Source organism: Mucilaginibacter gracilis (assembly GCF_003633615.1).
Taxonomy (GTDB): Bacteria; Bacteroidota; Bacteroidia; order Sphingobacteriales; family Sphingobacteriaceae; genus Mucilaginibacter; species Mucilaginibacter gracilis.
The window spans coordinates 4,894,353-4,920,583 of record NZ_RBKU01000001.1; the positions used below are offsets into that span (position 1 = coordinate 4,894,353).

At 41.6% G+C, this 26,231-nt stretch carries 30 protein-coding genes; 12 read left to right on the forward strand and 18 right to left on the reverse strand.

Going from position 1 to position 26,231, the window contains the following annotated elements:
- Window positions 1-69 precede the first annotated feature (69 nt).
- The 6 genes from BDD43_RS21810 (at window position 70) to BDD43_RS21835 (ending at window position 6,888) form a co-directional block, all read left to right on the forward strand.
- Complete coding sequence (locus BDD43_RS21810) at window positions 70-318, forward strand: hypothetical protein (RefSeq protein ID WP_121199764.1); 249 nt, start codon at window positions 70-72, stop codon at window positions 316-318.
- Between the two features lie 20 nt (window positions 319-338).
- Complete coding sequence (locus tag BDD43_RS21815; RefSeq protein ID WP_121199766.1) at window positions 339-1,919, forward strand: SusD/RagB family nutrient-binding outer membrane lipoprotein; 1,581 nt, start codon at window positions 339-341, stop codon at window positions 1,917-1,919.
- A gap of 60 nt (window positions 1,920-1,979) precedes the next feature.
- Complete coding sequence (locus BDD43_RS21820; protein ID WP_121199767.1) at window positions 1,980-3,215, forward strand: alkaline phosphatase family protein; 1,236 nt, start codon at window positions 1,980-1,982, stop codon at window positions 3,213-3,215.
- Between the two features lie 9 nt (window positions 3,216-3,224).
- Complete coding sequence (locus BDD43_RS21825) at window positions 3,225-4,313, forward strand: alkaline phosphatase family protein (RefSeq protein ID WP_121199769.1); 1,089 nt, start codon at window positions 3,225-3,227, stop codon at window positions 4,311-4,313.
- Window positions 4,314-4,645: 332 nt separating this feature from the next.
- Window positions 4,646-6,070 carry an inorganic phosphate transporter gene (locus BDD43_RS21830; RefSeq protein WP_121199771.1) on the forward strand — a complete coding sequence of 475 codons (1,425 nt, stop codon included), beginning with the start codon at window positions 4,646-4,648 and terminating at the stop codon, window positions 6,068-6,070.
- Between the two features lie 17 nt (window positions 6,071-6,087).
- The gene (locus BDD43_RS21835) at window positions 6,088-6,888 is read left to right on the forward strand and encodes a universal stress protein (RefSeq protein WP_162847141.1); all 801 of its coding nucleotides are present in this window, start codon (window positions 6,088-6,090) and stop codon (window positions 6,886-6,888) included.
- 522 nt (window positions 6,889-7,410) lie between these two features.
- Here the strand turns inward: BDD43_RS21835 and BDD43_RS21840 are convergent.
- The 3 genes from BDD43_RS21840 to BDD43_RS21850 form a co-directional block, all read right to left on the reverse strand.
- Complete coding sequence (locus BDD43_RS21840; RefSeq protein WP_121199775.1) at window positions 7,411-8,229, reverse strand: glycerophosphodiester phosphodiesterase family protein; 819 nt, start codon at window positions 8,227-8,229, stop codon at window positions 7,411-7,413.
- A gap of 410 nt (window positions 8,230-8,639) precedes the next feature.
- Window positions 8,640-8,852 carry a glycoside hydrolase family 97 C-terminal domain-containing protein gene (locus BDD43_RS21845; RefSeq protein ID WP_246001714.1) on the reverse strand — a complete coding sequence of 71 codons (213 nt, stop codon included), beginning with the start codon at window positions 8,850-8,852 and terminating at the stop codon, window positions 8,640-8,642.
- Window positions 8,776-9,051 (reverse strand): glycoside hydrolase family 97 N-terminal domain-containing protein, encoded by a 276-nt coding sequence (locus tag BDD43_RS21850; RefSeq protein ID WP_121199777.1) that lies wholly within the window; start codon window positions 9,049-9,051, stop codon window positions 8,776-8,778. Before BDD43_RS21850 ends, BDD43_RS21845 begins: the two co-directional genes overlap by 77 nt.
- Window positions 9,052-9,171: 120 nt before the next feature.
- Here BDD43_RS21850 and BDD43_RS21855 point away from each other — a divergent pair, with 120 nt between their 5' ends.
- The 4 genes from BDD43_RS21855 (at window position 9,172) to gapS4b (ending at window position 12,995) form a co-directional block, all read left to right on the forward strand.
- A complete protein-coding gene (locus BDD43_RS21855) occupies window positions 9,172-9,366 on the forward strand; it encodes a hypothetical protein (RefSeq protein WP_121199779.1) in 195 nt (64 codons plus the stop codon).
- Window positions 9,367-9,378: 12 nt separating this feature from the next.
- Complete coding sequence (locus BDD43_RS21860; protein WP_121199780.1) at window positions 9,379-10,632, forward strand: arsenic transporter; 1,254 nt, start codon at window positions 9,379-9,381, stop codon at window positions 10,630-10,632.
- Window positions 10,633-10,962: 330 nt separating this feature from the next.
- On the forward strand, window positions 10,963-11,871 hold the full coding sequence (gene gapS4a / locus BDD43_RS21865) for a GapS4a family protein (RefSeq protein ID WP_121199782.1): 909 nt from the start codon (window positions 10,963-10,965) through the stop codon (window positions 11,869-11,871).
- Window positions 11,868-12,995: a GapS4b family protein gene (gapS4b, locus tag BDD43_RS21870; RefSeq protein ID WP_121199784.1), complete on the forward strand. Its 1,128-nt coding sequence runs from the start codon at window positions 11,868-11,870 to the stop codon at window positions 12,993-12,995. The genes gapS4a and gapS4b overlap by 4 nt, the downstream gene beginning before the upstream one ends.
- Before the next feature lie 191 nt (window positions 12,996-13,186).
- Here gapS4b and BDD43_RS21875 read toward each other — a convergent pair whose 3' ends face one another.
- Window positions 13,187-14,770, reverse strand: a complete 1,584-nt coding sequence (locus BDD43_RS21875) for a reverse transcriptase domain-containing protein (RefSeq protein WP_121199786.1) — start codon at window positions 14,768-14,770, stop codon at window positions 13,187-13,189.
- Between the two features lie 457 nt (window positions 14,771-15,227).
- Between BDD43_RS21875 and BDD43_RS21880 the strand changes: the two genes are divergently transcribed.
- Window positions 15,228-16,364, forward strand: coding sequence for a WYL domain-containing protein (locus BDD43_RS21880; RefSeq protein ID WP_121199788.1), 1,137 nt, complete (start codon window positions 15,228-15,230; stop codon window positions 16,362-16,364).
- A 103-nt stretch (window positions 16,365-16,467) separates the two neighbouring features.
- Here BDD43_RS21880 and BDD43_RS21885 read toward each other — a convergent pair whose 3' ends face one another.
- From BDD43_RS21885 to BDD43_RS21895, 4 genes are all read right to left on the reverse strand, one after another.
- Window positions 16,468-16,848 (reverse strand): hypothetical protein, encoded by a 381-nt coding sequence (locus BDD43_RS21885; protein ID WP_121199790.1) that lies wholly within the window; start codon window positions 16,846-16,848, stop codon window positions 16,468-16,470.
- Window positions 16,849-16,886: 38 nt separating this feature from the next.
- The gene (locus BDD43_RS21890) at window positions 16,887-17,369 is read right to left on the reverse strand and encodes a J domain-containing protein (RefSeq protein WP_121199792.1); all 483 of its coding nucleotides are present in this window, start codon (window positions 17,367-17,369) and stop codon (window positions 16,887-16,889) included.
- Entirely contained in the window at window positions 17,356-17,493 is a 138-nt protein-coding gene (locus tag BDD43_RS30205) for a hypothetical protein (RefSeq protein ID WP_162847143.1), read from the reverse strand. Before BDD43_RS30205 ends, BDD43_RS21890 begins: the two co-directional genes overlap by 14 nt.
- Window positions 17,494-17,574: 81 nt before the next feature.
- Window positions 17,575-18,183 (reverse strand): hypothetical protein, encoded by a 609-nt coding sequence (locus BDD43_RS21895; protein ID WP_121202074.1) that lies wholly within the window; start codon window positions 18,181-18,183, stop codon window positions 17,575-17,577.
- A 548-nt stretch (window positions 18,184-18,731) separates the two neighbouring features.
- Between BDD43_RS21895 and BDD43_RS21900 the strand changes: the two genes are divergently transcribed.
- A complete protein-coding gene (locus BDD43_RS21900; RefSeq protein WP_121199793.1) occupies window positions 18,732-19,073 on the forward strand; it encodes a hypothetical protein in 342 nt (113 codons plus the stop codon).
- A gap of 95 nt (window positions 19,074-19,168) precedes the next feature.
- On the opposite strand, the gene BDD43_RS21905 is transcribed toward BDD43_RS21900, so the two are convergent.
- The 10 genes from BDD43_RS21905 to BDD43_RS21950 all read right to left on the reverse strand — a co-directional run bounded on the left by BDD43_RS21905 (window position 19,169) and on the right by BDD43_RS21950 (window position 26,219).
- A complete protein-coding gene (locus tag BDD43_RS21905) occupies window positions 19,169-19,348 on the reverse strand; it encodes a histone H1 (RefSeq protein WP_121199795.1) in 180 nt (59 codons plus the stop codon).
- 59 nt (window positions 19,349-19,407) lie between these two features.
- Entirely contained in the window at window positions 19,408-20,400 is a 993-nt protein-coding gene (locus tag BDD43_RS21910; RefSeq protein ID WP_121199797.1) for a hypothetical protein, read from the reverse strand.
- Between the two features lie 29 nt (window positions 20,401-20,429).
- A complete protein-coding gene (locus BDD43_RS21915; protein ID WP_121199799.1) occupies window positions 20,430-21,512 on the reverse strand; it encodes a conjugative transposon protein TraM in 1,083 nt (360 codons plus the stop codon).
- 30 nt (window positions 21,513-21,542) lie between these two features.
- Window positions 21,543-21,758, reverse strand: a complete 216-nt coding sequence (locus BDD43_RS21920) for a hypothetical protein (protein ID WP_246001716.1) — start codon at window positions 21,756-21,758, stop codon at window positions 21,543-21,545.
- A 2-nt stretch (window positions 21,759-21,760) separates the two neighbouring features.
- A complete protein-coding gene (gene traK / locus BDD43_RS21925) occupies window positions 21,761-22,375 on the reverse strand; it encodes a conjugative transposon protein TraK (protein WP_121199803.1) in 615 nt (204 codons plus the stop codon).
- A gap of 65 nt (window positions 22,376-22,440) precedes the next feature.
- The gene (gene traJ / locus BDD43_RS21930) at window positions 22,441-23,670 is read right to left on the reverse strand and encodes a conjugative transposon protein TraJ (protein ID WP_121199804.1); all 1,230 of its coding nucleotides are present in this window, start codon (window positions 23,668-23,670) and stop codon (window positions 22,441-22,443) included.
- 2 nt (window positions 23,671-23,672) lie between these two features.
- Window positions 23,673-24,311, reverse strand: a complete 639-nt coding sequence (locus BDD43_RS21935) for a TerB family tellurite resistance protein (RefSeq protein WP_211339772.1) — start codon at window positions 24,309-24,311, stop codon at window positions 23,673-23,675.
- Between the two features lie 19 nt (window positions 24,312-24,330).
- Window positions 24,331-25,026 (reverse strand): hypothetical protein, encoded by a 696-nt coding sequence (locus tag BDD43_RS21940; protein WP_246001717.1) that lies wholly within the window; start codon window positions 25,024-25,026, stop codon window positions 24,331-24,333.
- Between the two features lie 16 nt (window positions 25,027-25,042).
- Window positions 25,043-25,765, reverse strand: coding sequence for a conjugal transfer protein TraI (locus BDD43_RS21945; protein ID WP_121199808.1), 723 nt, complete (start codon window positions 25,763-25,765; stop codon window positions 25,043-25,045).
- 70 nt (window positions 25,766-25,835) lie between these two features.
- Window positions 25,836-26,219 carry a hypothetical protein gene (locus tag BDD43_RS21950; RefSeq protein ID WP_121199810.1) on the reverse strand — a complete coding sequence of 128 codons (384 nt, stop codon included), beginning with the start codon at window positions 26,217-26,219 and terminating at the stop codon, window positions 25,836-25,838.
- Between the last annotated feature and the right edge of the window lie 12 nt (window positions 26,220-26,231).

Genomic DNA, 26,231 nt, shown 5'->3' on the forward strand with positions numbered 1-26,231 from the left:
CGAAATGAACAACTTTCTTTATAATGCACTACGGGTGTAAGTAAATATTACAACATTACATCAACCAATTTGGCCAGTAAAACTTTTGCCAAACTGCGCGAAGTAACCATAGGTTACGATTTGCCTAAAAAATGGTTATCAAAAATAGCTATCGAAAAATTATCAGTGTCGGCAGTAGGCCGTAACCTGCTTTATTTTTATGGCAATAGCATGTTTAAAGATGTGGACATGGATCAATACAATGGTAATTCAACAAGTACCGTACTGCAATCGCCAACGGTAAAAAGTTATGGCTTTAATGTAAACGTTACCTTTTAATTTATAATCAGTAAATAGTTATGAAAACGATATACAAAACATTTTTGGCCTTAGGCATTGTAACAATTACATCAACAAGCTGCCAAAAAAACTTTGATAAGCTAACGACGAATAACAACGTACCTACCGATGTCCCTGCGTCGTTACTTTTACAGGGCGTGGTTAACAGCCTACCCGACGGTCCGGATGGCCAATACGAAATATGGAGCCAGTATCATTTGTACAATTATGATTATTACGGTAATAACCGTTACGATTTTGGTGCAGGTACATTTAATTACACCACGTTAAAAAACGTAATTTTAATGGAGCAAGCGGCAGCAAAAGCGAATATCCCGTCGACAAAACCTTATAGTGCATTAGGTAAATTTTTTAGGGCCTACTTTTTTTCGAAAATGACCTTGCAAATGGGTGATATACCCATGACACAGGCTTTACAGGGACTTGATAACTTAACCCCTGCATATGACACCCAGAAAGCAGTATTTATACAAATTTTCAAGTGGCTGGAAGATGCAAATACCGACCTTACTACGCTCATTAACTCGGGTATTACAACGGTTGATGGTGACATATTTTTCACAAGCGGAGATTTAACCCAATGGAGAAAGGTAGTAAATGCTTTTAGATTAAGAATGCTGTTGGAGTTGAGCAAAAAAACATCGGATACCGATTTAAATGTTGCCGCACAATTTGCGTCAATAGTTAACAACCCAGCCAAGTATCCGTTGATGACTTCGTTAAGCGATAACTTACAATACGTGTTTCTTAATCCAACAAATTACTATCCTGAAACACCAAGCAACTTTGGGCAAAACGCAGGTCGTAAAAACATGAGCAGCACTTATGTAAGCTTGCTTACTGCATCAAAAGATCCGAGGGTGTTTATCACCGCAGATCCGGCACGTTACCTGGTTGATAACCAAGGGCAAAGCGCTACCGATTTTGCCTCTTTTGTTGGTGCCGACCCTGGTTTGGATTTAGGTATTATGTATAATAACGCCATACAGGGCCAATACTCATTTATTGGCCGCAAACGCTATTATTCAACATTTACCGGTGAGCCAAGCATACAAGTAGGTTACATGGAGCAAATGCTTAACATAGCCGAAGGCATTAACCGCGGTTGGGTTACCGGTAACGCCGAAGACTATTACATTAAAGGTATTCAGGCATCATTCCAATGGTATAATATACCGGTAACGGGCACATTTACCGCATCTTTTTACCGTCCGGGTTCTACTAATCCGGCACTTGCTTCCAATTATGATAATTATACCATCACTACAAATTGGGATACGTTTTACAACCAGCCGGCGGTTAAATATGCTGGCGGTACAACAGGCTTAACGCAAATACTGCAACAAAAATACCTTGCAGGCTTTCGTCATAACGGTTTAGAATCTTACTACACCTATCGCCGCACAGCAGTACCTAACTTTACTACCGGAACAGGCACGGGTAACAGCGGGCATATTGCACTACGTTTTCAATATCCATCGTCAGAACGTACTGCCAACACCGCTAATTACAACGCAGCAGTGAGCAGCCAATACGGTACTACCGATGATATTAACGGTACCATGTGGATACTTAAATAAATAAAAGAATGTTAAGAGGCATAACCCAAAGTTATGCCTCTTTTTAATTTTGATGAATAGATGAAAAAATACGTATTGATGCTTGCCGGCCTATTAAACCTTGGCTTATGTGTTGCCCAAACAGCGCATAAAAAAGTAGTGTTCATTATTGCCGATGGTATTCCTGCTGATGTTTTGGAGAAAGCCAATACCCCCAATATTAAAAAAATGATAGCCGAGGGAGCCTACTCCCGTGCGCATGTTGGCGGTGATAAAGGTGCTTACAACCAAACACCAACCATATCTGCACCAGGGTATAATGATTTGCTTACCGGTACATGGGGCAATAAGCATAATGTGTGGGATAATGATATCAGCGCGCCAAATTATCACTACAAAAACATTTTCAGGTTACTTAAAGAGCAACAGCCGGATAAAAAGATAGCTATTTTTTCTACCTGGCTAGATAACCGCACCAAACTTATCGGCGAGGCGCTACAAGCGGCAGGTAACATCAAATTTGATTACAAGTACGATGGTTATGAACTGGATACGGTGGCGTTTCCGCATGATAAACTGAGCAAATACACCCATCTGATAGATAACAAGGTTGTGGCCGAAGCCGCCAATTGCATTAAAATGAATGGCCCCGATCTTTCGTGGGTATATCTGGAACATACCGATGACATCGGCCACCGATTTGGCGATAGTGAGCAGCAAATGAAAGCTGTAGCTTATGTAGATGAGCAGGTGGGCCAAATTATGGAAGCTTTGCGTTACCGAAAAGAACATAATAAAGAAGACTGGATGATTGTGTTAACAACCGATCATGGGCGCGATGCTAAAACAGGCAGAAACCATGGCGGTCAATCCGACCGCGAACGTACAACCTGGATAGCAACCAATCAAAAACCAAACGCCTACTTTACCTCGGGCCAATTGGCCATTGTTGATATTTTGCCTTCTATAGCCGGCTTTATGCATATCAATTTGCCTGGTGAAACCCAACGCGAACTGGATGGTGTTTCCTTTATCGGCAATATTGCGATAAGCAACGCGCAGGTGATATTAAAAAACGGCAGCCTGCACATTAGCTGGAAAGCTTGGAATAATAACCAGAAAGTAACCATTGGTATAACTACTACAAATAATTTTAAAACCGGCGGGTTTGATAGTTATGCTACACAGGTTACGGTTCCAGCCGGACAGCAATATGTGGACGTAGATGTAAAGAGCAAACCCTCGGACTTATACAAAATTGAATTGCAAACCAAGAGTAACACCTTAAACCGGTGGTTTATTAAACCAATTAAATAGAAACTACCTATGAAAAAAATAGCCTTATTGATGGCAGCCATTACCCTGGCAGCGCAATCGCTTTTTGCGCAAACTAATAAAACAAAAAACGTAATCATAGTTACGCTTGATGGCCTGAGATGGCAGGAACTTTACCGTGGTGCCGATTCGTCTCTGGTTAATTCAAAATACACCAGCGATCAGGAATTGGTGCGTAAAAGCTTTAACGCCGCTACACCACAGCAGCGCCGTAAAATGCTGTTCCCCTTCTTTTGGTCAACTATTGTTCAGCAAGGGCAACTTTATGGCAATCGGGACCTGGGCAGCAAAGATGAAGTATCAAACCCGTATCACTTTTCTTATCCTGGTTACAATGAAATATTTACAGGCTTCCCAGATAAACGCATGAATACCAATGACCCTATTACTAACCCTAACGTTAATTTGCTGGAATTTTTAAACAGGCAAAAAGGGTTTGAAAATAAGGTAGCTGCTTTTTCGTCATGGGAGCGCTTTCCGCAAATATTGAATGTTAAAAGGTCGGGCCTGTTGGTTAACTCAGGCTACGCCGACCTGGATGTACCAGGCATGAACAGCTCGTTAAAGTATTTAAACGAACTGCAACATGAAGCACCTCAATATCTGGGCGATTCAACACGGATAGACTTTTTAACCTTTGAATTTGGAAAGCAGTACTTTAAGCAATTTAAACCACGCGCCCTATATATTGCCTTTGACGAAACAGATGATATGGCACATGCCGGTAACTACAAGTTTTATCTTGATCGCGCTCATCAGGAAGATGGTTTTATTAAACAACTATGGGCAATAATACAATCAGACCCTATTTATAAGGATAAAACCACCCTAATTATTACCTGCGACCACGGAAGAGGAGATACGCTTGACGGATGGCGAAGCCATGGAAAAGACGTTCCTAATTCTGAACAAACCTGGTTTGCAGTAATTGGCCCCGATACCCCGCCAACCGGAGAAATGAAAGACATAAGCACCTCGCATAAACAACTGGCTCAAACCATATCCAAATTGCTGGGGTTTGATTTTAAAGTGAAAGCGGGACACGAAGTTGGAGATGCTATACCATCTGTTACAAAATAATCGTCTGACAGTTTTTGGTGCCATTTAATTGTGGAGTTGTTTAAACTGGCCGACCCACTACCCTTGGTGTTGCGTTGGCCAGTTTGCTTGATGCTACATATTAACACAGTATTACTAATGGTTTAGCGGCCATAAATTACCCGCCTTTTTCCAGATTGAACAATTACCGAAGAATCACATTCATCTCCCCCGATATTTTAGATTTTGATTATCAACAACATACCTAACAAATGCTTAATTACGTGTAAATGCCTGTTTTTTAAAATCATAGTAACAATATATTAACATTTAAAACACCTTAAAGCAATATAATAACCTGTAATTTGATAGCTATGTATCCATCAAGTATCACGATAATTTTGCCTTTTCTGGGCCATTTAGATATGAACGGATCTTTATTGATCGTTTTTTTCTTTTGTATCCTGGCGGTAATAGGTTTTGAATTCGTAAACGGGTTTCATGATACTGCAAATGCAGTAGCCACAGTAATCTATACCAAAGCACTAAAACCTGTTTATGCTATACCATGGTCTGGGGTCTGGAACTTTTTGGGTGTAGCTTTAGGAGGCGTAACCGTTGCTATGGGTATTTTAAAATTAGTACCCTTAGATAAACTAATGACCCTGCCCGTTAGCGTTGGCGCATGCCTGGTTTTATCCGTTTTATTAGCTTCTATTATCTGGAATTTGGGTACCTGGTACTTGGGCATACCCTGCTCCAGTTCTCACACCATGATTGGGGCTATGATTGGCGCCGGCTTAGCTTTTACCTGGTATTATAACGGCCCGGGTGTTAATTGGGACAAAGCAGGCGAAATTGGTTCTTCACTTATCCTGTCCCCCATTGTAGGCTTCGGTGCCGCTGCATTACTTATGCTATTTTTAAAGCATGTAACTAAATCTCATGCTTTGTTTCATATCCCTTCCGGTGAAAACGACCGGCCTCCTATTCATATCCGCCTTTTGCTCATCACAACATGTACTTTGGTTAGCTTTTTTCATGGCAGTAACGACGGGCAAAAGGGCGTTGGTTTATTTATGCTGATATTAATTGCCTTTATGCCAGCCAGATTTGCTGTTAATCATGCTATTTCAAACGACAGGGTTTTAAAAGCACTTAACCAAAGCGAACAAGTTATTACTGCAAAACTTAACTATGCTACAAATAGCAAATCGGTATTGATGGATTTGAAGGCCAATATTGCCCGTACTAAAAGCTCATTAGCCGAAAAAAATGAAAAAGAAGTTGCCAAAACCTATCGTTACCGCAAGCAGGTAGAAAGTGTAATTACTAACGTGCGGAGTTTACTGAAAGATAAAAAGGTAACTTTAAGCGATAAGGACAAGAGCACCTTTACAACTGCCGCTAACGAATTAGAACAGGTAACAAACTTTGCGCCGGTATGGGTAATTGCCATTATTTCGTTATCGCTTGGCATGGGTACCATGATAGGCTGGAAAAGAATTGCAGTTACCATAGGCGAAAAAATAGGTAACGAACACCTTAATTACGCTCAGGGTGCTACATCCGAAATTGTGGCGGCCTCTACTATAGGGCTCAGTACAGCATTCGGACTGCCAGTGAGTACAACCCATGTGTTATCCAGCGGTATTGCCGGTGCAATGGTTGCCTCTGGCGGTAAAGGTAACCTCAACAATAAAACCTTAAAAAGTATAGCACTGGCATGGGTACTTACTTTACCTGTTGCTATTATATTAGCGGTATTGTTATTCATGTTTTTTCATTTATTTATATAGTACTTTATTCATACCATATGAAACAGATCCTGGTTGCTACCGATTTTTCTGAAAGTGCTGCTAATGCCCTGGCCTATGCAGCTGCGCTGTCCAAAATTCTAGGTCGGGAAATATGTGTTATACATGCCATACACCCTACCGAAGGCATTAATAACAGTACTTATAATGCCATTTTTATTGAGGATTACTATAATAATAAACGAAGGGCATTAAAAGAATGGGTAAGCCCTTACGGAGAAAATATAGAAACATTGTGTGATGTAGGATTCTTAAAAAACGTAATTACCAAATACATAGAGCACCATGAGGTAGAATTATTGGTAATGGGTATTACAGGCGCTACAGGCATCAGCGGTATTGTTGGAAGTAATGCCAGTATGATGGTTTCGAAAGTAAAGATACCTACGCTTATTATACCTTTAACCAGCAGCTTCCCGGATGTGCCCGTAATTACTTTGGCTACCGATTATCAAACCGAGTTATCTGCCGAAGATGTAAGCGCATTGAACGAGATAGTGCTTGCATTTAAATTAAAAAAAATGCAGGTTTTATATGTTGATGAAAAGGAAGGATCAAAACATATTGAATCCGGCGAAAAAAAGTTGCAGGAATTGATCAGTATACCTAGCCTGGAGTTCAATTATATTCAAAACAGTAGCGCGCTTAATGGTATTACCGAATTTATTGAGCAACACGACACCGATATGCTTTGTTTGGTTAAACATCATCATAATATTATTTACCGGTTGTTTAATCGTAGTACCATTAACCAGGTAATGAACCGCTCGGTTAAAGCTATTTTGGTACTGCATGAATAATAGAAATATTAACGAATAAACGCTGGCCATGATTTGTATTTTGCGGAACAGCCATATCACGGCCGAATAGTCGGTTAAAGGTCCGCTCCGCCAAGGCCGGTTTCCCGGCGACGGCTGAGAATATGGGGAATATGCAAGCGCTCAGCAGGTATTGCGCTAATAGATCCAAGTGCTTATCCAGGTCATCGGTACCATATCAACCCCTTTTTATAAGACCTTGGTACCCTATAATCTTTTTATCCGAGCCGTAAACACCGGCAATGCCTAAGTGGCAATGTAGGATACCCCACGCCCAAAGGCTTAAAACCCACGGTCACTTTTCCTCATCAAACTATCGCTATAAAACTGTTTGCCGGTATAAATAACGCGAGCAGTTTTTAAAGGCAACATACAATTCTACATCATATGCGTTGTAAACCCTTAACCGCCGCCGTTAACGAAAACGGTATTATTGCAACGATGAAATATCGATCGTTTTATCACCATTAACATAATAAAGTGGGCATAAACGGCAAACCGATGCTACCGGAGTTTTACGTGCTTTAAATAATTTATAAGCAGTTGCGGATGGTCGGTTTGTAAACCAACCAAACCTTTATTAATTGCGTCTTGCCATACCTCCGGGCCTTCGGCCTGGCTTTGGGCGTCGGGCCATAGTGGTAATTGGTGGCTTTTAGCTATAGCTGTTAATTGCGGCGTATACTGTTTATAGTTTCCGTCCAGCAAGTCGGGCTTAGCAAGTTCTATAAATTTCACCATGCCAATGCTGTCGTTTACGGTTTCGGGCAAACTAAGCATTAAGGGTATTTGCGGAGCCACCCGTCGCCATGCCGTAAGCTGCTCAGGTTTATTAATATATACCAGCACCTGCTTTTCCATTTTAAATCCTTTTAAAATAGCAAAGGCAACTGCCGGGTCGGCCTCCTTAAAATCAATATAAATATTGATCTTGTTTTTGCACAGGGCTAGTATTTCTTCAAAACCGGGTATGGTATAGGTTGCGGGTTGCGCATTATTAATAGCCTTTATGCTTAGCTTTTTTATCGCATCAAAAGTAAGCTCACTTACCAGCCCGGTTCCGTTGGTCATGCGGTCAACCGTTTCGTTGTGAAGGCTTATCAGTTTCCCGTCTTTAGTTGTACGCAGGTCTATCTCCACATAATCGGCACCATCTTTTATAGCTTGCGCGTAGGCAGCCAAAGTATTTTCGGGGTAGTTGATATGATCTCCACGATGGGCAATCACAATAAATTGATGGCGAGCCTTAGGTACCGGATTAGGCACATAACTAGCCTGAAAACCAACAAAATAACAGGCTAATGATAAAAACATTAATTTCATGGATAGGTATATTTATAATTTAGAAATTTTAGTTTGATACAGCGCGGTTCCGCTATAGTTAATGGCGATAACCCTTAGTTTTTTTAATTAATGGAGAACACAGATAAAAACAAAACATGGTTTAACGACTGGAACCGGCAGTTAGGCACCCCGGTTTTTACTCCGCTTTTAGGTTACTCTCTGCATTTTTCCTTGCATTTAACTTCCCGAAGTTCAGCATAACTACATCTATTTCAAAATGAAATTTGCTTCTCGGCAGAGCCTAATTAATTGCACTTCAATTCTGCGATTATTTTGGTGCGTTTACCCTATGGCGATAGCGGCAAAGTATGTTTACCGTCTTTTTTCGTTTTTACAAATTCAATAAATAACAGTTTTTAAACGGCTGTGCTGCAAGCATCAATTATGTTTTAGCCCGTATTATTACATTCTTGCTTGGTTACCGTTTGCTCTCGCCTATCAACACTGGTGTTGGTTACTCCATCATAAATAAGTGAAGCCTTAGTTTTCTTGTTCGGAAATTCCAGCGTAATTTTGATTTCCCGCTCATCGGCTCCATTCACTACGCCTATCCACCAGGTATCGCCCTTGTTGCGGCGTGCAAAGGCCACTACATTGCCCATGCTGGTGCAAGGCAATAGCCGTTTGCTCGCCATCGATACGTTTGGAGTTTGCAGGAATGGCGTAACGAATGGCAACAAAGTCGTTATAAACACGAGCAATGATACTGAATTTGTGGCCCGATGCTGCCACGGGGATTTCGGCCTCGTTGGCGCGGTTATGCGCCATGATGTGGTTTCCTTCAAACTGCATTGTTTTCATTAATCGTGCTTAACACCGCTGCACCGGTTATCTGCACAGTATCGCCCAAATTACTATTATCATGGTTAATCACTGTTCGTTAATTTATTTTATGTTTATAAAATTTTGACAGAGAAAATTATGAAGATATTTGCGGAAGCTTTTGATGAAACAGGCAGGCCCGGACGGCATCATATTGAATATTTAAGTAAACAAATAGTTAACAAACCAAGAACAAAAAACGGCAGTGATGCTGATGCTATAGAAGCATGGCCAGAAAACGGCATTTTTGGTACACAGCTGGGCCCAAACAGAAATGGAAAGCCCTCATTATAAACAGTTATTTTTATGAATAATACCATTATCTGGATAATTTCATTTCTTGCTATTGCCGGCGTCATTATCAGGCCGTTCAAAAACCTGCCCGAAGCGGTTTATGCGGTGAGCGGTGCCATTTTATTACTCATCTTTCAGTTGATAAAACCCGAAGAGGCTGTATCCGGCATTTCCAAGGGCCTGGACGTATATCTTTTTTTAACCGGCATGATGCTGTTGGCCGAAACTGCGCGGGAAGAAAAGCTATTTGATTGGCTGGCAGCCCATGCCACCTTAATGGCCAAGGGCTCAGCAAACCGGCTATTCCTGCTCATTTACTTGGTGGGTGTGGTGGTTACCACTTTTCTTTCTAACGATGCAGCGGCAGTAGTATTAACACCTGCAGTAGCCGCCGCGGTAAAGGCCGCAAACGTAGAAAAACCGTTGCCATACTTGCTAATATGCGCGTTTATTGCCAATGCAGCATCTTTCATGTTACCGATATCCAACCCGGCTAACCTGGTGATATACGGTAGCCATATGCCCTCTTTAATGCATTGGCTGGGGCAATATTTAATACCTTCTGTTTGTGCCATAGTGGTAACCTATTTTGCGCTGCATTTTACCCAGCGCAATTGTTTTAAAGAAAAGATCAAAACAGATATCGACTTGCCAAAGCTGAGTCAAGACGGCAAAACAGCCCTAATCGGTATCGCGGCGGCAGCAATCATCTTATTGATTTCGTCGGCACTTGATATTCAGCTCGGATTGCCAACTGCCATCACAGGCATCATTACAACGGCAGTTGTTTTGTTCAGGGCCAAAAAAAGCCCATTAATCATTATCAAAGGCATCTCATGGGCGGTACTTCCGCTAGTGGCCGGCTTATTTGTGGTGGTTGAAGCATTGAATAAAACAGGTATGATCCAAAGTTTAACTTCGGTTTTAAACCATAGCATCTCTCAGTCAGTATCCGGCGCAGCCTGGCTTAGTGGTGCCGCAATTGCGGTTACCTGTAACTTGGTAAATAACCTGCCGGCGGGGCTAATCGCCGGAAACGTCTTACAAATCGGTCATACACCGGAAATAGTGAAAAGCGCTGTCCTCATCGGCGTGGATCTTGGGCCAAACCTTTCTATAACCGGCTCCCTGGCCACTATTCTTTGGCTGGTTGCTTTACGAAGGGAAGACCAGGAAGTAAGCGCCTGGACATTCTTGAAATTAGGGAGTATTATCATGACAATGGCACTGATTGCCGCATTAGCTGCCTTATGGATATCTGCTTGATCCAAAATAAGCGAAATGTTGTCCTAACAAAAAAGGCCGACAATAAATGTCAGCCTTTTTGTTCGATTCTGAGTACTCAAACCCGACGTCCCCACGAACCAATTTTTAGATGATCTTAAACGTTTGGCCTCTCTATTTGATGATTGAGGCCGATTTGAGATATCTAACCCGTTTTTGATTGAACCGTATTCAAAAAATGAATATAGCTTGAAGTATGGGAGTTAATAATATAAAATATATATTTGACTTAACAACCTAAACAAGTTTCTGTAATACACCAAATTCCGATCTTGTTTAATTATCATTACAGATACTAATTATTTATACAAGATGGGAGAATTATCAAAAAAAATCGGTGAGTTTGGCGAACAAGTTGTTGATGACTTTTTAAAGGAGATTGGTTGGGGACAAGCTCAAAAAGGCATTCAATTAACAAACTTATTCAAAGACAAGTATGATAAACTTACCTATGGTATTGATTTTTTGGTGTCTTATGAATGCCCGTTAATAGATAACTCTATCAAAAACATTCTTATTTCGGTTAAATATCACAAAGAAAAATATCCAGATAATTATAAGACATTAGCTAAAGCACATTTGATTGAACTATCTGAGATGATGCACTCATTTGATTTTTCAGAAGAAAAGTCAGGTGCCAATCAAATGCTTAACGGAAATATTGTTGAAGATATTGGTGTATTAATCTGGTTGTGTCATAAGGATTCCATTACTGATTTACGTGAGGAACTAAAGAATATTCGAGTAGATCTTCCATATGACCGCACTAAAATCATACTATTAGACAATATTCAAGTTGACTTTTTACTAACTTCGATTTTCTTTATAAAAAGTATTTTTACTAATCCAGGCTTTGAGTTCTATTACCCAAATACAGGCCAAAACATAAATCCGTTAACGAAAGTTAATTCAGGTGTTTTATTACCGATAGAATTTATTTCCAGTCCGATACTTCCTTTTAAGACAACTGAAAATAATATAATTACATTATCCATTGTTACTTCGGAATCCTTTAATAAGAATAATTTGCGTCGAATAATTGGGCTTGCTCAAGAACTCTCAACAAATTTACCCAATCAAATTTTGCTTGCATTTCCTGATTACGATGAATTAGAGCACTTGAATGACTTTAATATTGTAAAAAGTGAATTTTCAAATAATAATTTCACAGGAAAAATTCATATAGCTAATTATAACAATAACCGATTTAGAATACGATGAAAAAAAGCTTAAAGTCTATTGATAAAATACTCCCCTTTGGCGAAGCAATTAGGGGATTTCTAAATCAGTCGTTTCTTACTGAAACAGATATTAAACTATTTCTAAGAAACAGAGGGGTGTTTTTATATGACTATTCAAAAAATAATTCCGTCTCATTTATTACCTCTACCTTAATAAGCCCAGGCGAATTTGATTCTTTAAAAGAATCACAGGGAACAAGAGAAGATAATCCTAAAAGGACGAATGAAATATTTCAGTGGGAAGGTGATAAGACATTAAAAGAAGCTATCAATGAAAATAAGAGCCAAATTCTTACTGCTTTAATTCCAAATAATTGCAATTTTAGATTATTAAGTACTCCGATTGTTCATTTTGATTCTTCCAATGACAATGAGGCCAAAATCATTTTAGAAATAGAACGAGATGATTTGAATAAAAGCTGGTATGAGTCAAAAAGTTCTTTTAAGGCTGAGGTCTTCTTGAATTTAGACACAACAAAGAAACAATTACGGCTGACCAAAACCCACACATCAGAAGAAACAAAACAGGTTCTCTCTATCCTTAGCAAAAATTTAAAGAGTTCTTTCAGTGACAGAGGATATATTGACAAATCAAAAAAAGCCGAAAACATAATTTTCAAAGACTTCACACACGAGAACCGTTTTTACTTTTTGTTTAATCTGGCCAACAAACTAAATAACAATGTTTTAAAGGTCGAGTATAAAGACATAAGTGATATTGAATTTAAGCCAGACCCGAGCATTCAGTTACCTGATGAATTAAAATGGATGAACGACAAATCTAAGGTGATTCTAAGGGGAAAATCTATTCAAAATACTGATTTTTTGTTAAAAACAGATAATTATCAATTACTGATTCTTTGGAGTGTTGAAGCATTATATAGATTTGACATAGGTGGGATACAGGGAACATTTACATTGCAAATAGGATTTCCTGATTATTCAAGAAATGATTATGAAGAAGCTGAACTAATTATCGTTCCAAACAAGTGCTATATTTTTGACAGGTCACATGTGATGAAGAAAAATGAAATCACCAAGCGCTTACTTGATGAAATTGACAGGATCAAATTTGATATTTATGACAAGTTTAAAAGCGCATAAACATCATATTCCTCATTAGATTGAGATTTTAATAACCATACAAAGAGAATAAGTGCCGGAAAGATTTATACAGTTATATCGCATTATTCTGGAATCTCAATTAAAAAGCAATCAAATCTAATTTTAATACATTCTGGTCTATGTTTAGTAAAAGACATAGTAATTTTTTTTAATTTAATAAAGGGTTGGAATTAACGTTTTTTTAAATGTTTCGCCATTGATGCGTAAAAAATTCTTTTATGATTTCTTACTTGATCATTTATTTGTGGTTGCACCATTATTGAGCTGGCCCTTTTTGTGTAAGAAAAGTAATTACTACCTGACTTAGCAGGAATCGCTTTAAATATGAAAGAATAAAATCCTTGATCGTTTTTTACAAGCATCTTACGTTTCCTATATACTTTCTCTTTATTGAGATTTACGTTATTATATATCTTCCTCAGCTGTCTCGGAAAAATAGCGGGAGTACTATCTAAACTTTCACTGATTTTGAGCGCCCGCCCAGCTTTTCTACTTACAGAAGAAATCATTCTGCGGTAGTATTTTGCCAAATTTGCCGACTTTATTAACGTTCGATAACCGTAAAATTCAAATCCTAAATATGTTAACGGATTTCCAACCTTTATTTTGCCGCCTGAAATAAGAGTAGAGGTAATTCGGTTAATTCGTGGGCTTATCTGTTCATATTGAAACAGGTACTTCTCTGTCTTATCCTCGCTTATTTCAACTTTGCTTTCCCTAATTTCATTAAGGATGAATTTTTCTATGCCGTCTGCTTCATCGGGTTTACAAACAATCATAATATCATCAGAGTACCGCCTGTAAAAGCCATCGGCATTATTGACGATTTTTTCTAAAATCACCTTATCAAACTCCAAAAGATATAAATTAGCCAACACCGCGCTGATGGGTAATCCCTGGGGAATACCTACGGGCCGGTTATCCTTCATAAACGGGTGTTTATAGACTTTTAGTTTTTTGTTCTTTATAGCGTTCTTGAAATCATCAATTGAAGAAAAGAATGCTTCGATTCCCTCATGTTTTCGTATTGAGGCAAGTTTCTTTTCATCAAAGCCACCACGCCGGCCTGATTTCGATGGATTAATTCGTAATTCATCCTTTAAGATATACCTAAAATTGGTTGTTGCTTTGAAAACATTAAAGTGTGCCTGATCTAACTTCTCTACTTGTAATAAATCGCACCAAGCTTTTTTTAACTTCTGATGGTTGAGCTCGCTAAAAAAACTTTTTATATCAAACATTAACACTACACAGCCGTCAACTGACCGTTTTTTTATTTCTTCAAATGCTTCGTGGGCAAAATGTATAGTACTTTTCCCAGGAAGTTCATCATCTTCTTCGTTATCAGGATCATCAACTTCTATTTTTCTGTACGCGATTACACAGTCCGTCAACCCGGGATATTTTTGTAATTCGACCTCATATAGCTTTAAAAGCTTTTCTGCGTAACAGCCGTAAATTAACGCATCAATATGGGTGGCATAGTGTAACGGCCTTAATTTAGCTGTCTTTTTATATTCATCACCTTTTTTATAAGAATGAGCGCGGCCAGTACCATTTGGGATTTTTTTGAATTTCCTTTCCTTAATAACAGAGTGGATTAGGGGGAAAAAACCATGTTCCGCAACAAAGGTTTCATCATTAACCTTATGGTATATTTCAGCGTACCTTTTATAAACATCGATTTTCGGTGTGATATGCAGATAGCCCCTGCCTTTTAACCAGGGCGGTCTTTCACTAAAGGGGGGAATCATAATAAAAAGCCTTGCAGCGAGGTGTAACGGATTTTGTTGATAAACATACTTACTTAACGGTAAAGCCAGCACCCAATAACTGAGTCACACTATTTTTTCCAAATGTAACACACGGATTAATATATAATTTCACAACAACTATTATGCTATTGATAACTCACATAATTATACGTATATTCGTAGGTTGCTGTATCAGCACTATAGAACATATTATAGCTCATTCATTGGTTCAGCTACTCGCGCGAGTAGTTGAAGGCATGAAGGCTCTAACTGGTCAAATAGAGGCCATACATAACAATCTCTTACCTGTTATCCTCTTCATATAACAGTAAACATTTCAGCATCAGAAATTCTTCAACTGAAATATTTTGCGGCTTAACTAAATGTCTATCGTCCTCAAGCTGCAAGGCAATTACAAATATAACAAACTTGTTGCAATAATTTTTTAAGTTTACGAATGGAATCTAAACTTTTTAGCATTGGTGATATTGTAACACTGAAGATGCATCCATATAGTGATGGTAGTACAGAAATTATCATTAGCGGCGATCACATCATGCTACCCCCATTAATGGTTGTTGCCGAGATTTATAAAGCTAAACAAAGCTTTTCCGGCGTGAAATCAGATACTTATAAATATAGATGCACGTGGTTTTCGCCAAAACCATATAAGTTTATTTTTGCAGAAATTGATGAAGATGATTTGAAACTCATACTTAAATGTTCTTCAACCATTAACAGAAACTATTTGAAAAGAGGTGATAAAGTCGCTTTTAAAACTGCACCGATTGAACTGGGCAAAAAGAAATCATCACTCAACTATGAAGATAATTCAGTAAACGCAGGCGTAGGAAGCACTGTTATTAATTCTTTACTCTCATTCTTACCGCCCGTTTTACAATTGGTTGATATTGAGCCTCACAAATCAAAACATGCGTTAACAGATAAGAAACTAACTCCGATACGCAACGTATCTGCTCTTGACGTAAGAATTAATCTTTTTGATCCTACGGATGATAAAATTTCGGGTTATACTCTGCCCTTAGAAGCGTTGGAACTTATTGAAGAAGTAGATGCATCAACTATTTTAGCCCTTTCGCAAATTATTAAGCGTTCGGGATTTGTAAATATCAAAACGGAGAAATTAGAAACGTTGGCGAAACCCAGGAATATCGCTTATCGCGGTGGCTATTACTTTTTAAGAGCGTATGATTATCTATTAAATAAAGTAGAAGAATTTGATATCGTTCAAGCCACAACGTTTGCTAAGATAAAAAGCCCTTTTATTGCAGAAGCACCCAAATTTGATATAGTACACAAACCCGAAGCGGCTACTCCAGAATTTATCGCAACAGAAATAGCAGACGCAATTAAAGATGCGTTGGCAAGTCTTTCGTACATTAGAATCAAGTACAAAAGTCGTAACGACCAATTATCTCACCGCACTTTAAAAAATTATAATATTATCAACGTAAAGGAAGGTTCATTTGATGTCAATTATCTGGTAGGTTATTGTTTATTGAGGCATGATAATAGGAGTTTTAGAATTGACCGTATTCAAAGTTTACAAAAATTGGACTTATCGTACAAGTAGACGTAAAATTTTACCTGCCAAAGTATTATAGGACCTAAACAGGAAAATTTTTCAAAAAAAGCCCTGCGCTTTAAACACAAGGCTATGGATTAGTTGAAAACAACTAAGCGGTAAACAATAAAATTACGGCCAGTTTAAATTTGCTGTTTTCACTTTTTCCCTCCGCATATTTGATAATACGATCATTTACGAATAGTACAGTATAGTCAAAGGAATGAAATAGTTGTTCAGAAAATACCTTGCTACTTCTTACCATATTGGAACGGTGCTTGTTGATTATCGCCTCGGCCTGTTCAGCGAGTTGCAACCACATATCAAAACTCATTAATCCAAAGTCCCACGTTTTTGCGTAAGTCTCTCTATTGGATTTAAAATGGGCACAAACGTCCTGTATGTTATCTAATAGGGCGGGTATTTCATCGGGAAAAAGCTCATGCAAAAGCTTTCCCTTATCTGTATTGGTTAATTGATTTAGTGCTTTCATAAAAAAGCGCCCTTTATGCGGTTGCGCCTCCCTTTTAATTACTTAATAAAATTGTTGTGCTTCGGCTTCCGCTCATTCAAAACCTCGCTGCCATACTTATCCCGAATTTCATTTAACGACTTTTTACCGCCCTTGCTAACCTTGTATTCGGCGGTACGGAAATACCACGCCAATTTTTTAGATGCAAAAAGGAAACCCGCATCCTTTAGGGTAGCTCTTACTGGGTAGGTATTGCCAGTACACCAAAGCCAGTATCCTACTAACTCAATGGTGATATCGTCTAAATGGATAATTTTCTCAATGGCATTGCGGTAGCCTTCGGACGACAGGATTTCGTTCTCAGTTTCCTCATCGGATAGATTAGCGCCCTTAATGGCTTTAGCAGATGCAAAGGCATATTCTTTGTTGATTTCCTGCATGGTAACCGTATCACCGCCTAAATCTGGGTGATATTGTTTAGCCAGCTTTTTATAAAGGGCTTTCACTTCCTCCAATGTTCCGCAGTTATTAAACCACTTCATCGCTGTAATTATTTAAGAAGTCGTTAAACTCGTACTGGAAAACGGCGGGGCTGTCTGTTGCTAACTGTTGTGCATAACCATCCCAAAATATTTGGTTGGTTAACTCGATAAAAATTTCTAACATTGTCTTGGCTATTAAGATGATACCATCTAAGCAAGATGCCCTATGTATTACTGATACATAGGGCATCACCCATTAATTAACTTATGCAGGAATTACAATTTCTGCTTCTATCTCTGCCAGTTTCTCCACGCAAAGGGTATTAACGTATTGGGTTACATGCTCGATGATATAGGCGTTCTTGGTTACAAACTCGTTGCCGTTATCATCGTGTAACACCAGTTCGCAACGGTAGAATTTGTTACTGCCGGTTACATCGCCGTCCTCGTTTGACGCAATGGTAAAGCTGTCAAGGTTATCTATAGTCGCCCTTAGCTTATCCCGCTGTGTGATCTTCTTGCTTAACTCGCCTACCAGTTTTACCGTTGTATCAAGGTTAAAGGCAGGCTTTAAATTCAACTGCTCTTTGATCTCTTTTTTGCTCGGTTCTGCCTGTTGCTTTTCTTCCCCTGCGGGTTTCACTTCGTCGGCTTTGGGGGCTGCTGTAGTGTCTGCGGGTTGGTTATCCACTGCAAGGCCGCTATCGGTCTTGACTTCGGGGGCGCTGGTTTCCTCAACCTGCGTAGCATCGGCAGGGGTTTGATTGTTAAGGGCTTCATTTTTGACTTCTTTTCCTGTTAAACTTGGACGGTTAGTGGTTTTTACTTCGTTGTTGTTTTTAGCTTTATCGCTTCCGATTACTGTAGTTTTCATGACTTCGATTTTTAAATTGTTTTTTTTCATTTTTTAATTGCGGTGTGATAGGGTCGGCGGTTTGCTTCCTGTCTGCGGTGGTGGGCCTCTGCCGTTTGCTGTGTTCATGGTGCTTTTATTGTTTTTTTTAAAGTGCCGCTCGCAATGCGCTCGCTCGCGTTTTCTTAAGCACCTCACCTGTAAAAGGCCGCCATAACAGCAAGGCTTTTGAAAAAAAAATACGCTCTCCAACACCCGCCGCGATAGCGGCAGCCGATGAAAAAATGAGAGGAAGATTTTTTTTGCAAAACCCGCAGGGCTTGGGCTTGATGATATGGCGGGCTTATCAGAAATTTGCTGTAAGAAAATGACGAGAAAGGGGCTTAAAAACGGATTTAATCAAGCGGAGCCGTAAAAAGAAAAGTACGGGCAAGGAACGCAGCCGGTGCTGAAAGCCGGCGAAGCGGCTGAATGCAGGAACGGAATGAAGCGGCTGGAGCCGCTGATTTAATAAAATGCAATCAATTCATTCATAATTCACTAACTTTATTAACTAAACCCAATAAACCATGAATATTGATATCATCACGCTTGAAATAGCAGACAACATTACACATTTTGCTTATTATGATATGCTTGTATCTGACGCCATCAGCAAAAGTGCCGGAAGCTATGACGAACAAAATAAAATCAGAGAAAAAAGTAAAAAGCACATGAGTGAATTTTTTGCCGATGCCAATTTTTATAACACTAAAAAGCAGCTGAAAAATCTCCCCGAGATGAAAGACATTATCCAGGCAAAAATTGCTGGCATGAAAGAAGATGACGTGGAAGATTTTGTGGAAAATCTAAAAAAGGATTCCAAAAAAATAAAGAAACTGTATAAATCACTATTGGAAAGTAAAAAATAGTATTGATTACTACAGCGCTTGTTAACCGTTGATATTAAAGCAAAACAAAGGCCGCCCGGTTAAGGGGCGGCCTGATTACCATGAAAGGCAAGGGTTTATTTGGCTTTATTTTTTATCTCGGTCACATCCTTGCGGATGTCCGTAGCCAAACCTTTGATCTGCTGTAAACCATTGCGAAGGCGCGTACCGGCCGCCTTATTACCTTTTTCATAGAATTTAACGGCATCATTTTCAATGGTGCTTACCAAATCTTTCAATTCTTGGAACTTTTTCATGCTTTTAATTTTAATGGTTATTAAATGATTAATTATATATGATAGTAATTCGGGCTTGATTAGCGGATGCTGAGGCTGTGCTCTTCTTTTTCCTCTTTGGCTTTGCCCTGGCCTCTGCTTTGTGATTGTACTACTTCCGGTTTTTTGAACTGTTCCCGTTTTTCACGGGTGCCTTTTTCAGAATAGAAGTCAAGCGTTTTAAATTGCGGGGAAGCTTCGGTTTTTACAGTAATTTCTTTACCGTCCCTGCCAACGGCGGTTACGGCCACCCGGTCGCCATTTTTCATGGCAGCGGTGATTGCCTCCTTTTTAGCAGGGTCGGAAAGTTCTTTAATATTAAACCCTTTCAGCGTTTTTTCCAGGTCGAAGCCAAAAGCCGGATCGTTCATCTGCTTAAGTTTAAAGTTGCCGTAATCGTCCTTTTTCTGCCCGAAATCGAGCTTCACCCAGGCTTTATAGGGTTCGCCGTTCCTCGGATTCAAAAGATCGTCGCGGTGAACCGTACGGCCCTGAACCATGTTAGCGGCCTGGCTGGCGGAATACCCGGCACCTTCTTTTACATAAAAGGTCTGTTTGATGGCCGGGCTGTAATACGCGCCGCGAAAATCATCATGAACATAATTGTCCTTGCCGTTTTGCCTGCTGGCCAATACTTGTTTGCTTTCCGGGCTTTCTCCTAAAGCCAGTTCACTATTCCCTTTCTGCTTTTTAAAGAAGTCGATGGCTTCGTTAGGGCTTTCAAATGTTTTGACAAGCGGTTTTTCCTTATTATCCTTGTTCTCGGTCAATACCATATAAGACTGGTTATCCACCGATGGCGGCACCTTGCCCGCCGTGGCTTCGTACTTGTTAAAACTAAAAGTGTCCGAAACGCTTGATTTGTGGAAATGCAGGGTAAGGTCAACCTGGCCTCTGTCGCCCGGCAACTGATCTTTAACCGTGAAGTGGGGCGGCAAATTCCGCATGTTCTTTTCCAGTTCCTCTGCCACTTTGGGGTTGAAGCCCAACGCGGCGACCTCTTTTTTGAGGTCTTGCAAATTGTTTAAATTCATAATTTTCAGTTTAATGATTCAATGATTGCTTAGTGATTTTTAAGCTGGTTATTGCGTAATAAGATGCGCTGGCCGTCTTTGAGCTTCACTTTTATGCGCTTCACTTTTTTGTTGAGCAAGCCTTTAGCCGCTTCGATCCCGGCACCTGCCGCCTGCACACCCAACGACTGATCCATACTCAAAAACTGCATGCCTTGTACACCGTTGCCAATGCCGTTCCCGGCGGCCTCGCCTAATTCAGCTTCCGGGGCATCAATGCCTAACAGCCCATCTAAGGAGAAAACCGAAAGATCGACCGGGATAATGGCGTTGCCCAGGCGGATATTTTTAATATTCAGTAGCAGGCGCTGGTTGGTAATATTGCAGGAACCAAACAATAACTGGCCTTTGGGGATCGTAATGTTCTTCAACACGATGGTATCAAGCAGGCGCAACCTGACCATGCCGCCCTGCGCTACTTTTTGCCTGCCCTCGATGACGGCGGGTATCGCTTTAAAAGCGCTGTCGGGTTTGACCGACTGTTCGGGTTTGATCGTTGGTGGCTGCACTGAACCGGGGTTTTGGATAGCGGCGATCTTATCCAGCATACTGTTGAGCTGCTTTAATTCGGGATCGTCGGCATTCTTGCTGTTCATGGATTTCAGCAGTTTTTCCAGCTTATCCGTTTCCGTGCTGCTTTGCGTTACGGCAGGGTTACTATAAGAAGTGGTCGCCGATGGCTGCGGCTTATTGATCTCGCGGCCGATCTGTGCCAGCTTTTGGTTGATCTTTTCGGCGCTTGCATCTGCCGATGGGCCGTATGCGCTGCCTGTTTCCGGTTTAGCCAGGGAGAACAGCGGGTTAGCGGCATTGTTCTTTGACCGTACCGAGTCCTGTGCCGCCTGGTTGTACAGGCTCATTTTATCCTGCGGCTGGTCTTTTTTGAATTGTGCTTCCGGCAATTGCGTGTTGATGCCTTTATAGGCTACGGCCTGGCTGTTGCTTTGCCCTTTCCCGCCGCCTAATCCGTAAAATGCCAGGGCTAAAAAAGGCAGGATGAGTAAGGGCAGCACCAGTAAGAATTTTTTGAGCTTTTCCTGTTGCTCCAGCTGTTCTGCGGTTTGTTGTTTCATGTCTTTATTTTTTATGAGTTGATAATTGATTTAATTCATGGCGCGGATCAGCAGCCAGAGGCTGGTCCCGCCGAACAGCAGGCAGATCAGCAGTAACAGGATCAGCTTTGAGGCCCGGTTCCAGTGCTGTGTCCTGCGGTTCAGCGTATCCGCGATTTGCTTTTGCTTGCGGTTGAGCACCGTTTCGATCTGCCCGGCGATGCGGCTTTGCTTGGCCCGCTGCTTTTTTTTGCTGAATAATCGCATGGTCATTTGCTTTGGGTTAGATCCTTGTTTTCTAATGTTTCCCATTTTTCGATCAGGAAGCCATGCGGGTTATTATCCGAGCGGTTCACATTTCGCAAATAGCCCTGCGTAACCAGGCTGCGGCCGGTGGTGGATGTGGAGCGGATCAGCTTCTCGGTGGCGAAGCATTTGAAATAAAATGGATATTGGTTGATATCCACCTGTACGCTGTCCACGCTGATCTGCTGGCTGATATTGCCGCTCACGATGTTGTTGAAATAACCGGCTTCCTTGAGGTCGTCGTAGGCTTTCTTGGCGCTGCCGTCCGCTAAATAAAGCGCCTGCGTGATACCGGCCTGTATCTGTTTATCATCCGGGTCAAGTGTAAAAAAGTAGTGGTGGAACATTTTGATATGATCCCTGATCTCGACCGGGATATTTTCCTTGCGGTCTGCCGCGAACGCCTCCAATGCTTTCCCGTTGGCCAGGATATAAATGCGTGCCTTATCACTGGCTGAGCTTTGGTAGCTTTTATAAATGGCAAAGCAGGAAACGCCTATACAAGCCGCGATCAGCAAATAACTGAACAGCTTGATATGCTTAAATGCGGTGTCGATATTTTTTAGTTGTTGAAACATATGGCTCAGCCCCCTCTAAATCTCCCCCGGAAGGGGAGACTTCTTTTTAAATGGTTAAAAATCTGTTAACTGCTTTTACCGGATAGCCGGTCTTTCTGGTGGTCACTTCCGCCCGTACCTGCGCTGTTATAGCCTTTCATAAAGTCGCCCGGCGCATTTATAATATTGCTGGCACCCTGAAGCGCCCTTGACCCGGCGGAAGAACCAACAGCCGCACCGGCGCTAACTACGGTACTGGTTGTGCTCGCAGATATACTGTTTACCCTCTGCAGCATACCGTTTTGGCCGTGTGCATGTACAATAAAATTGGCGACGGTTGGCACCGAGAAATAACCCAGAATGCCGATCAGCAAAAAAATCAAATACGCCGTATCGGTCGAATTAAAGAAAGTATCGCCCTGGCTCTGGATCTGCGAGATGTCGAGTTTGAGCATATTCTCCTGTACTTTCCCGATGATGGCGCCAAAAATATTGGCGATAGGCAGCCACAAAAAGATATTGATATACCGGGCGAGCCATTGGTGCAAATTATGCTGGAAACCGTCGAAGGTGGATAAACCGAATACCAACGGGCCGAGTATTGCCAGTACGATCAAAAAGAACGTCCGTATGGTATTGATACAAAGGGACGAAGCCGCATACAACACCTCTAAAACTTCGGACATCCATTGCTTGATGCTGTTGCGGAACGAATAGGATTGCTTGGCCGCCCAAAACTTAATATCATTGCCGATACCGTCAAAAATGCCCTGGTTATCGCCGTTCGGGTCATCGGGATGCGTGTACTTAAACCACTTTTCCTGGTCGCCATTGCCGTCTGCGCCCTCGTACATTTGGTAAGCCGAGGAATTTTTAACAGCCGCTTCCTTTTGGGCCAGCAGTTGGGCAATGGCCGTATTGCTACTTTGCACCATGTTGCCCGTTGCCGATACCACCGGCTGCAAAACGCCGTTCATGACAGCTATCACCGCCGGAAATAAAAGAATGGCGATTCCCAAAGCGAAAGGCCGGAGCAAAGGATAGAAGTCGATAGGCTCGGCGGCCGCGATCTGCCGCCATACCCGCGAAGCGATATACCAAAGGGCCGCAAACCCCGCTATGCCGCGCGCCGCGCCGATCAGCTGGCTGCAAAGCGGCAGCATTTGATTGTACACGTTGTCGAGTACCGGCTGCATCCCCTTGAGGTCGTCGGCCAGGCCGTCCGCCCGCGAAAGATGCGGCAGGAGCAGCAACAGCAGAACGCCCCCCAGTCCCCTGAAGGGGGAGCTTTTGATTAGCATTTTAATTTTTTTCATTGTTAAAAAAGGTTTTTAAGTGTCTGTACCTCGTTTATCGCCTTTTGCCGCTGCACCGAAAGAATAGTTACCTGGTTATTAAAGTGCCGCAGGAAAACCAGCTTGTTTTGCGTGTCGGAATAGATATGGTCTATGGCTTGCAGGCGTTCGGCATCGCTCATGCGCAGGCTTCCCGCGGTAATGACGTTGGTTAAATTGGTCAGGTTATCCACGCTCTGGTTGAGCAGATGCTGAAATACATTGTTGATATACAGCAGTTCATCCGAGTTGAAATGGCCGCCAGCATTGGCCCGTTTCCAGGCAGCCTTATACTCGGTAACGATACTGGCCTGGTCTGCGATGATATTTGCAATGCGTCCGTATTTCCTAATCTCTGGGCTAACCGCCATGAGGCTGCTTAAAAAAGCGGAATGCAGGTTGAAATTGCCCTGTGAAAGGTCCTTGACCATACCATACCCTTGCGTAAGAATGGTATAGCCCTGCTCCATATCCGACAGGATCGCTTTGAACTGTGTCAGCTTTTCAATATCCAATAGCAATTGCTGCATATCTTGTCCAGTGGCTACCTGCGCCTTTGCTGGCAGAAAGCTTAAAGCCGAAAGGATAAAGCAAGCCAGCGCGACAAAAACCCTCCCCGGCATGAAATGCTTTATTATTTTTTTAATTGGGTTCATAATACCTCCTTAGCGTTTGTGTATGCTCATTATCCTGGTTTCGCTGTAAACTCAATAGCTGTACTTGATTGGCAAATGAGCAGGTAAACACATATTTATCCTTAATGGCTGCCGTGATCTGGTTAATGCGTTTGATGCGCTCGTCATCGGTCATTTGTAGTTGCCCTGCGCTTAGCACAGCTTGCAGGTCGTCCAAGTCTTTATTGCATTGGTCAATGATGTTTTGCCGGACGCTGCCGATATAGGACTGTTCGTTTGCTTGCAGCCCGTTTAGATTCCTGATGGCATTAAACTGGCTGATGATACTTTGCTGTTCGGCCTGAATGGTTGTCACATTCACGCTGCCTTTAACCTGCGGGTTAACCGCCGAAAAGGAGTTGTAATAGCCCTGGTGCAGCCCAAACTCGCCGTTCTTGAAATTGCCGATAGCGCCCCATTCGCTTTTCATCATCGCGTAACCTTGTTCCAAAGAAGTCCGACATGCTTGTAAAGCGGCGATCTGTTGGGTCAGATATTTGATCTGTGTTTTTTTCTGGTTGAACCACTCGTCAAAACTTTGCGCCTGCACATGCACGGTGCAAAACAAGAACAGCAACGTTAATGTCCCAAATGCCCGCAACAAGCTTGAAAATAGTTGACACTTAGCTTTTGCAGTTATCAGATTATCAATACTTTTGTGCATAAGATTTTCCTTTCCCTTAATTAATACCGTAATATTTTTTCAGTGTTAACACCTCGTTCTCATCGCCTGCACGTTGCAGGCTGAGAATTTGGTTTTGGCTGTTGAATTGCCGCAGATCGTTGTAATTGGCATCCATGTGATCAGCGGCTTTGTTAACGATCTCCATGCGTTTGGCATCCGGCATTTGGGTTTTCCTGGCGTTGATGACTAAGAGGATCTGGTCAAGGTCATTCACGCTGGCCTCCAGTATGCCGGAATAGACTTTGGTCATGTAGGCCAGTTCATCAGCGGAAAAATGCTTGTCCGCTTTGAGCAGGTTCCAGGCCTGGTTGTAGGCATGGACTAAGGCCACCTGCTTTTGCGTCAGTTCGCTGATCTTCGAATAATAGGCGATGGCCGATTTAATGTCCCATAATTCCTGGTAGTATTCGCCGAACAGGTCTTTCTGTTTCGACGACCAATCGGATATTTCCGTCAGTTTCAGTTTGGACAATTGGTTTTCCAGCGCCTTTTGCGCGTTTTGCAGCCAGATCGTTTGGTTCTGCATACTTTGTATCTTCAGGTCGATGGCCCGGATCACCCGGCCTACCGTTGAGGAAATAACTGACCCTACAACGGCCTGCGCGTCCGCGCCTTTGGGTATGGCTACAAAGATGGTTATCGCCGACAGGGGCAGAATTACCATGTATTTTTTTATTGCATTCATATCGCTATCTGTGTTTTCTTCGGAGTTTTTCATAAAAGTTCCCCCGCTCCCCCAAAAGGGGAGTAAATTTTTAATCGTTAAATAATTGTGTTAATTGTGGCTTTTACAGCTTCCAGTATTCGCTGCTGCCATTGAGCAGGCTGCCCTTGTCAGGGTAAAATAGCAGGAAATTACCGGTCTGCATGATTTGCAGGATCTGCTTCTGCTCGTCCCATTCACCCGACCAGCGTTTAACCTGGTGCTGCAAGGACTGGAGCTTGCCGTCGGTAATGCGCCTATAGCCGGTCTTGCGGGTAATGAGGTAAATGTTTTCGGTATTCTTACCGGCCTCGATCACTAAGGTGTCATTGGCGATGCTATACTCGCTGCGGGCCTGGCTCACATAGGTGCCGGGTATAAAATCCTTGGTACTGCTGCTGCTTCCGCTATGGCAGGCGGCGGCCAATGTTGAAACCGCTACTGCCAGAATTAATAGTTGCTTTTTCATCTTCTTCAGTTT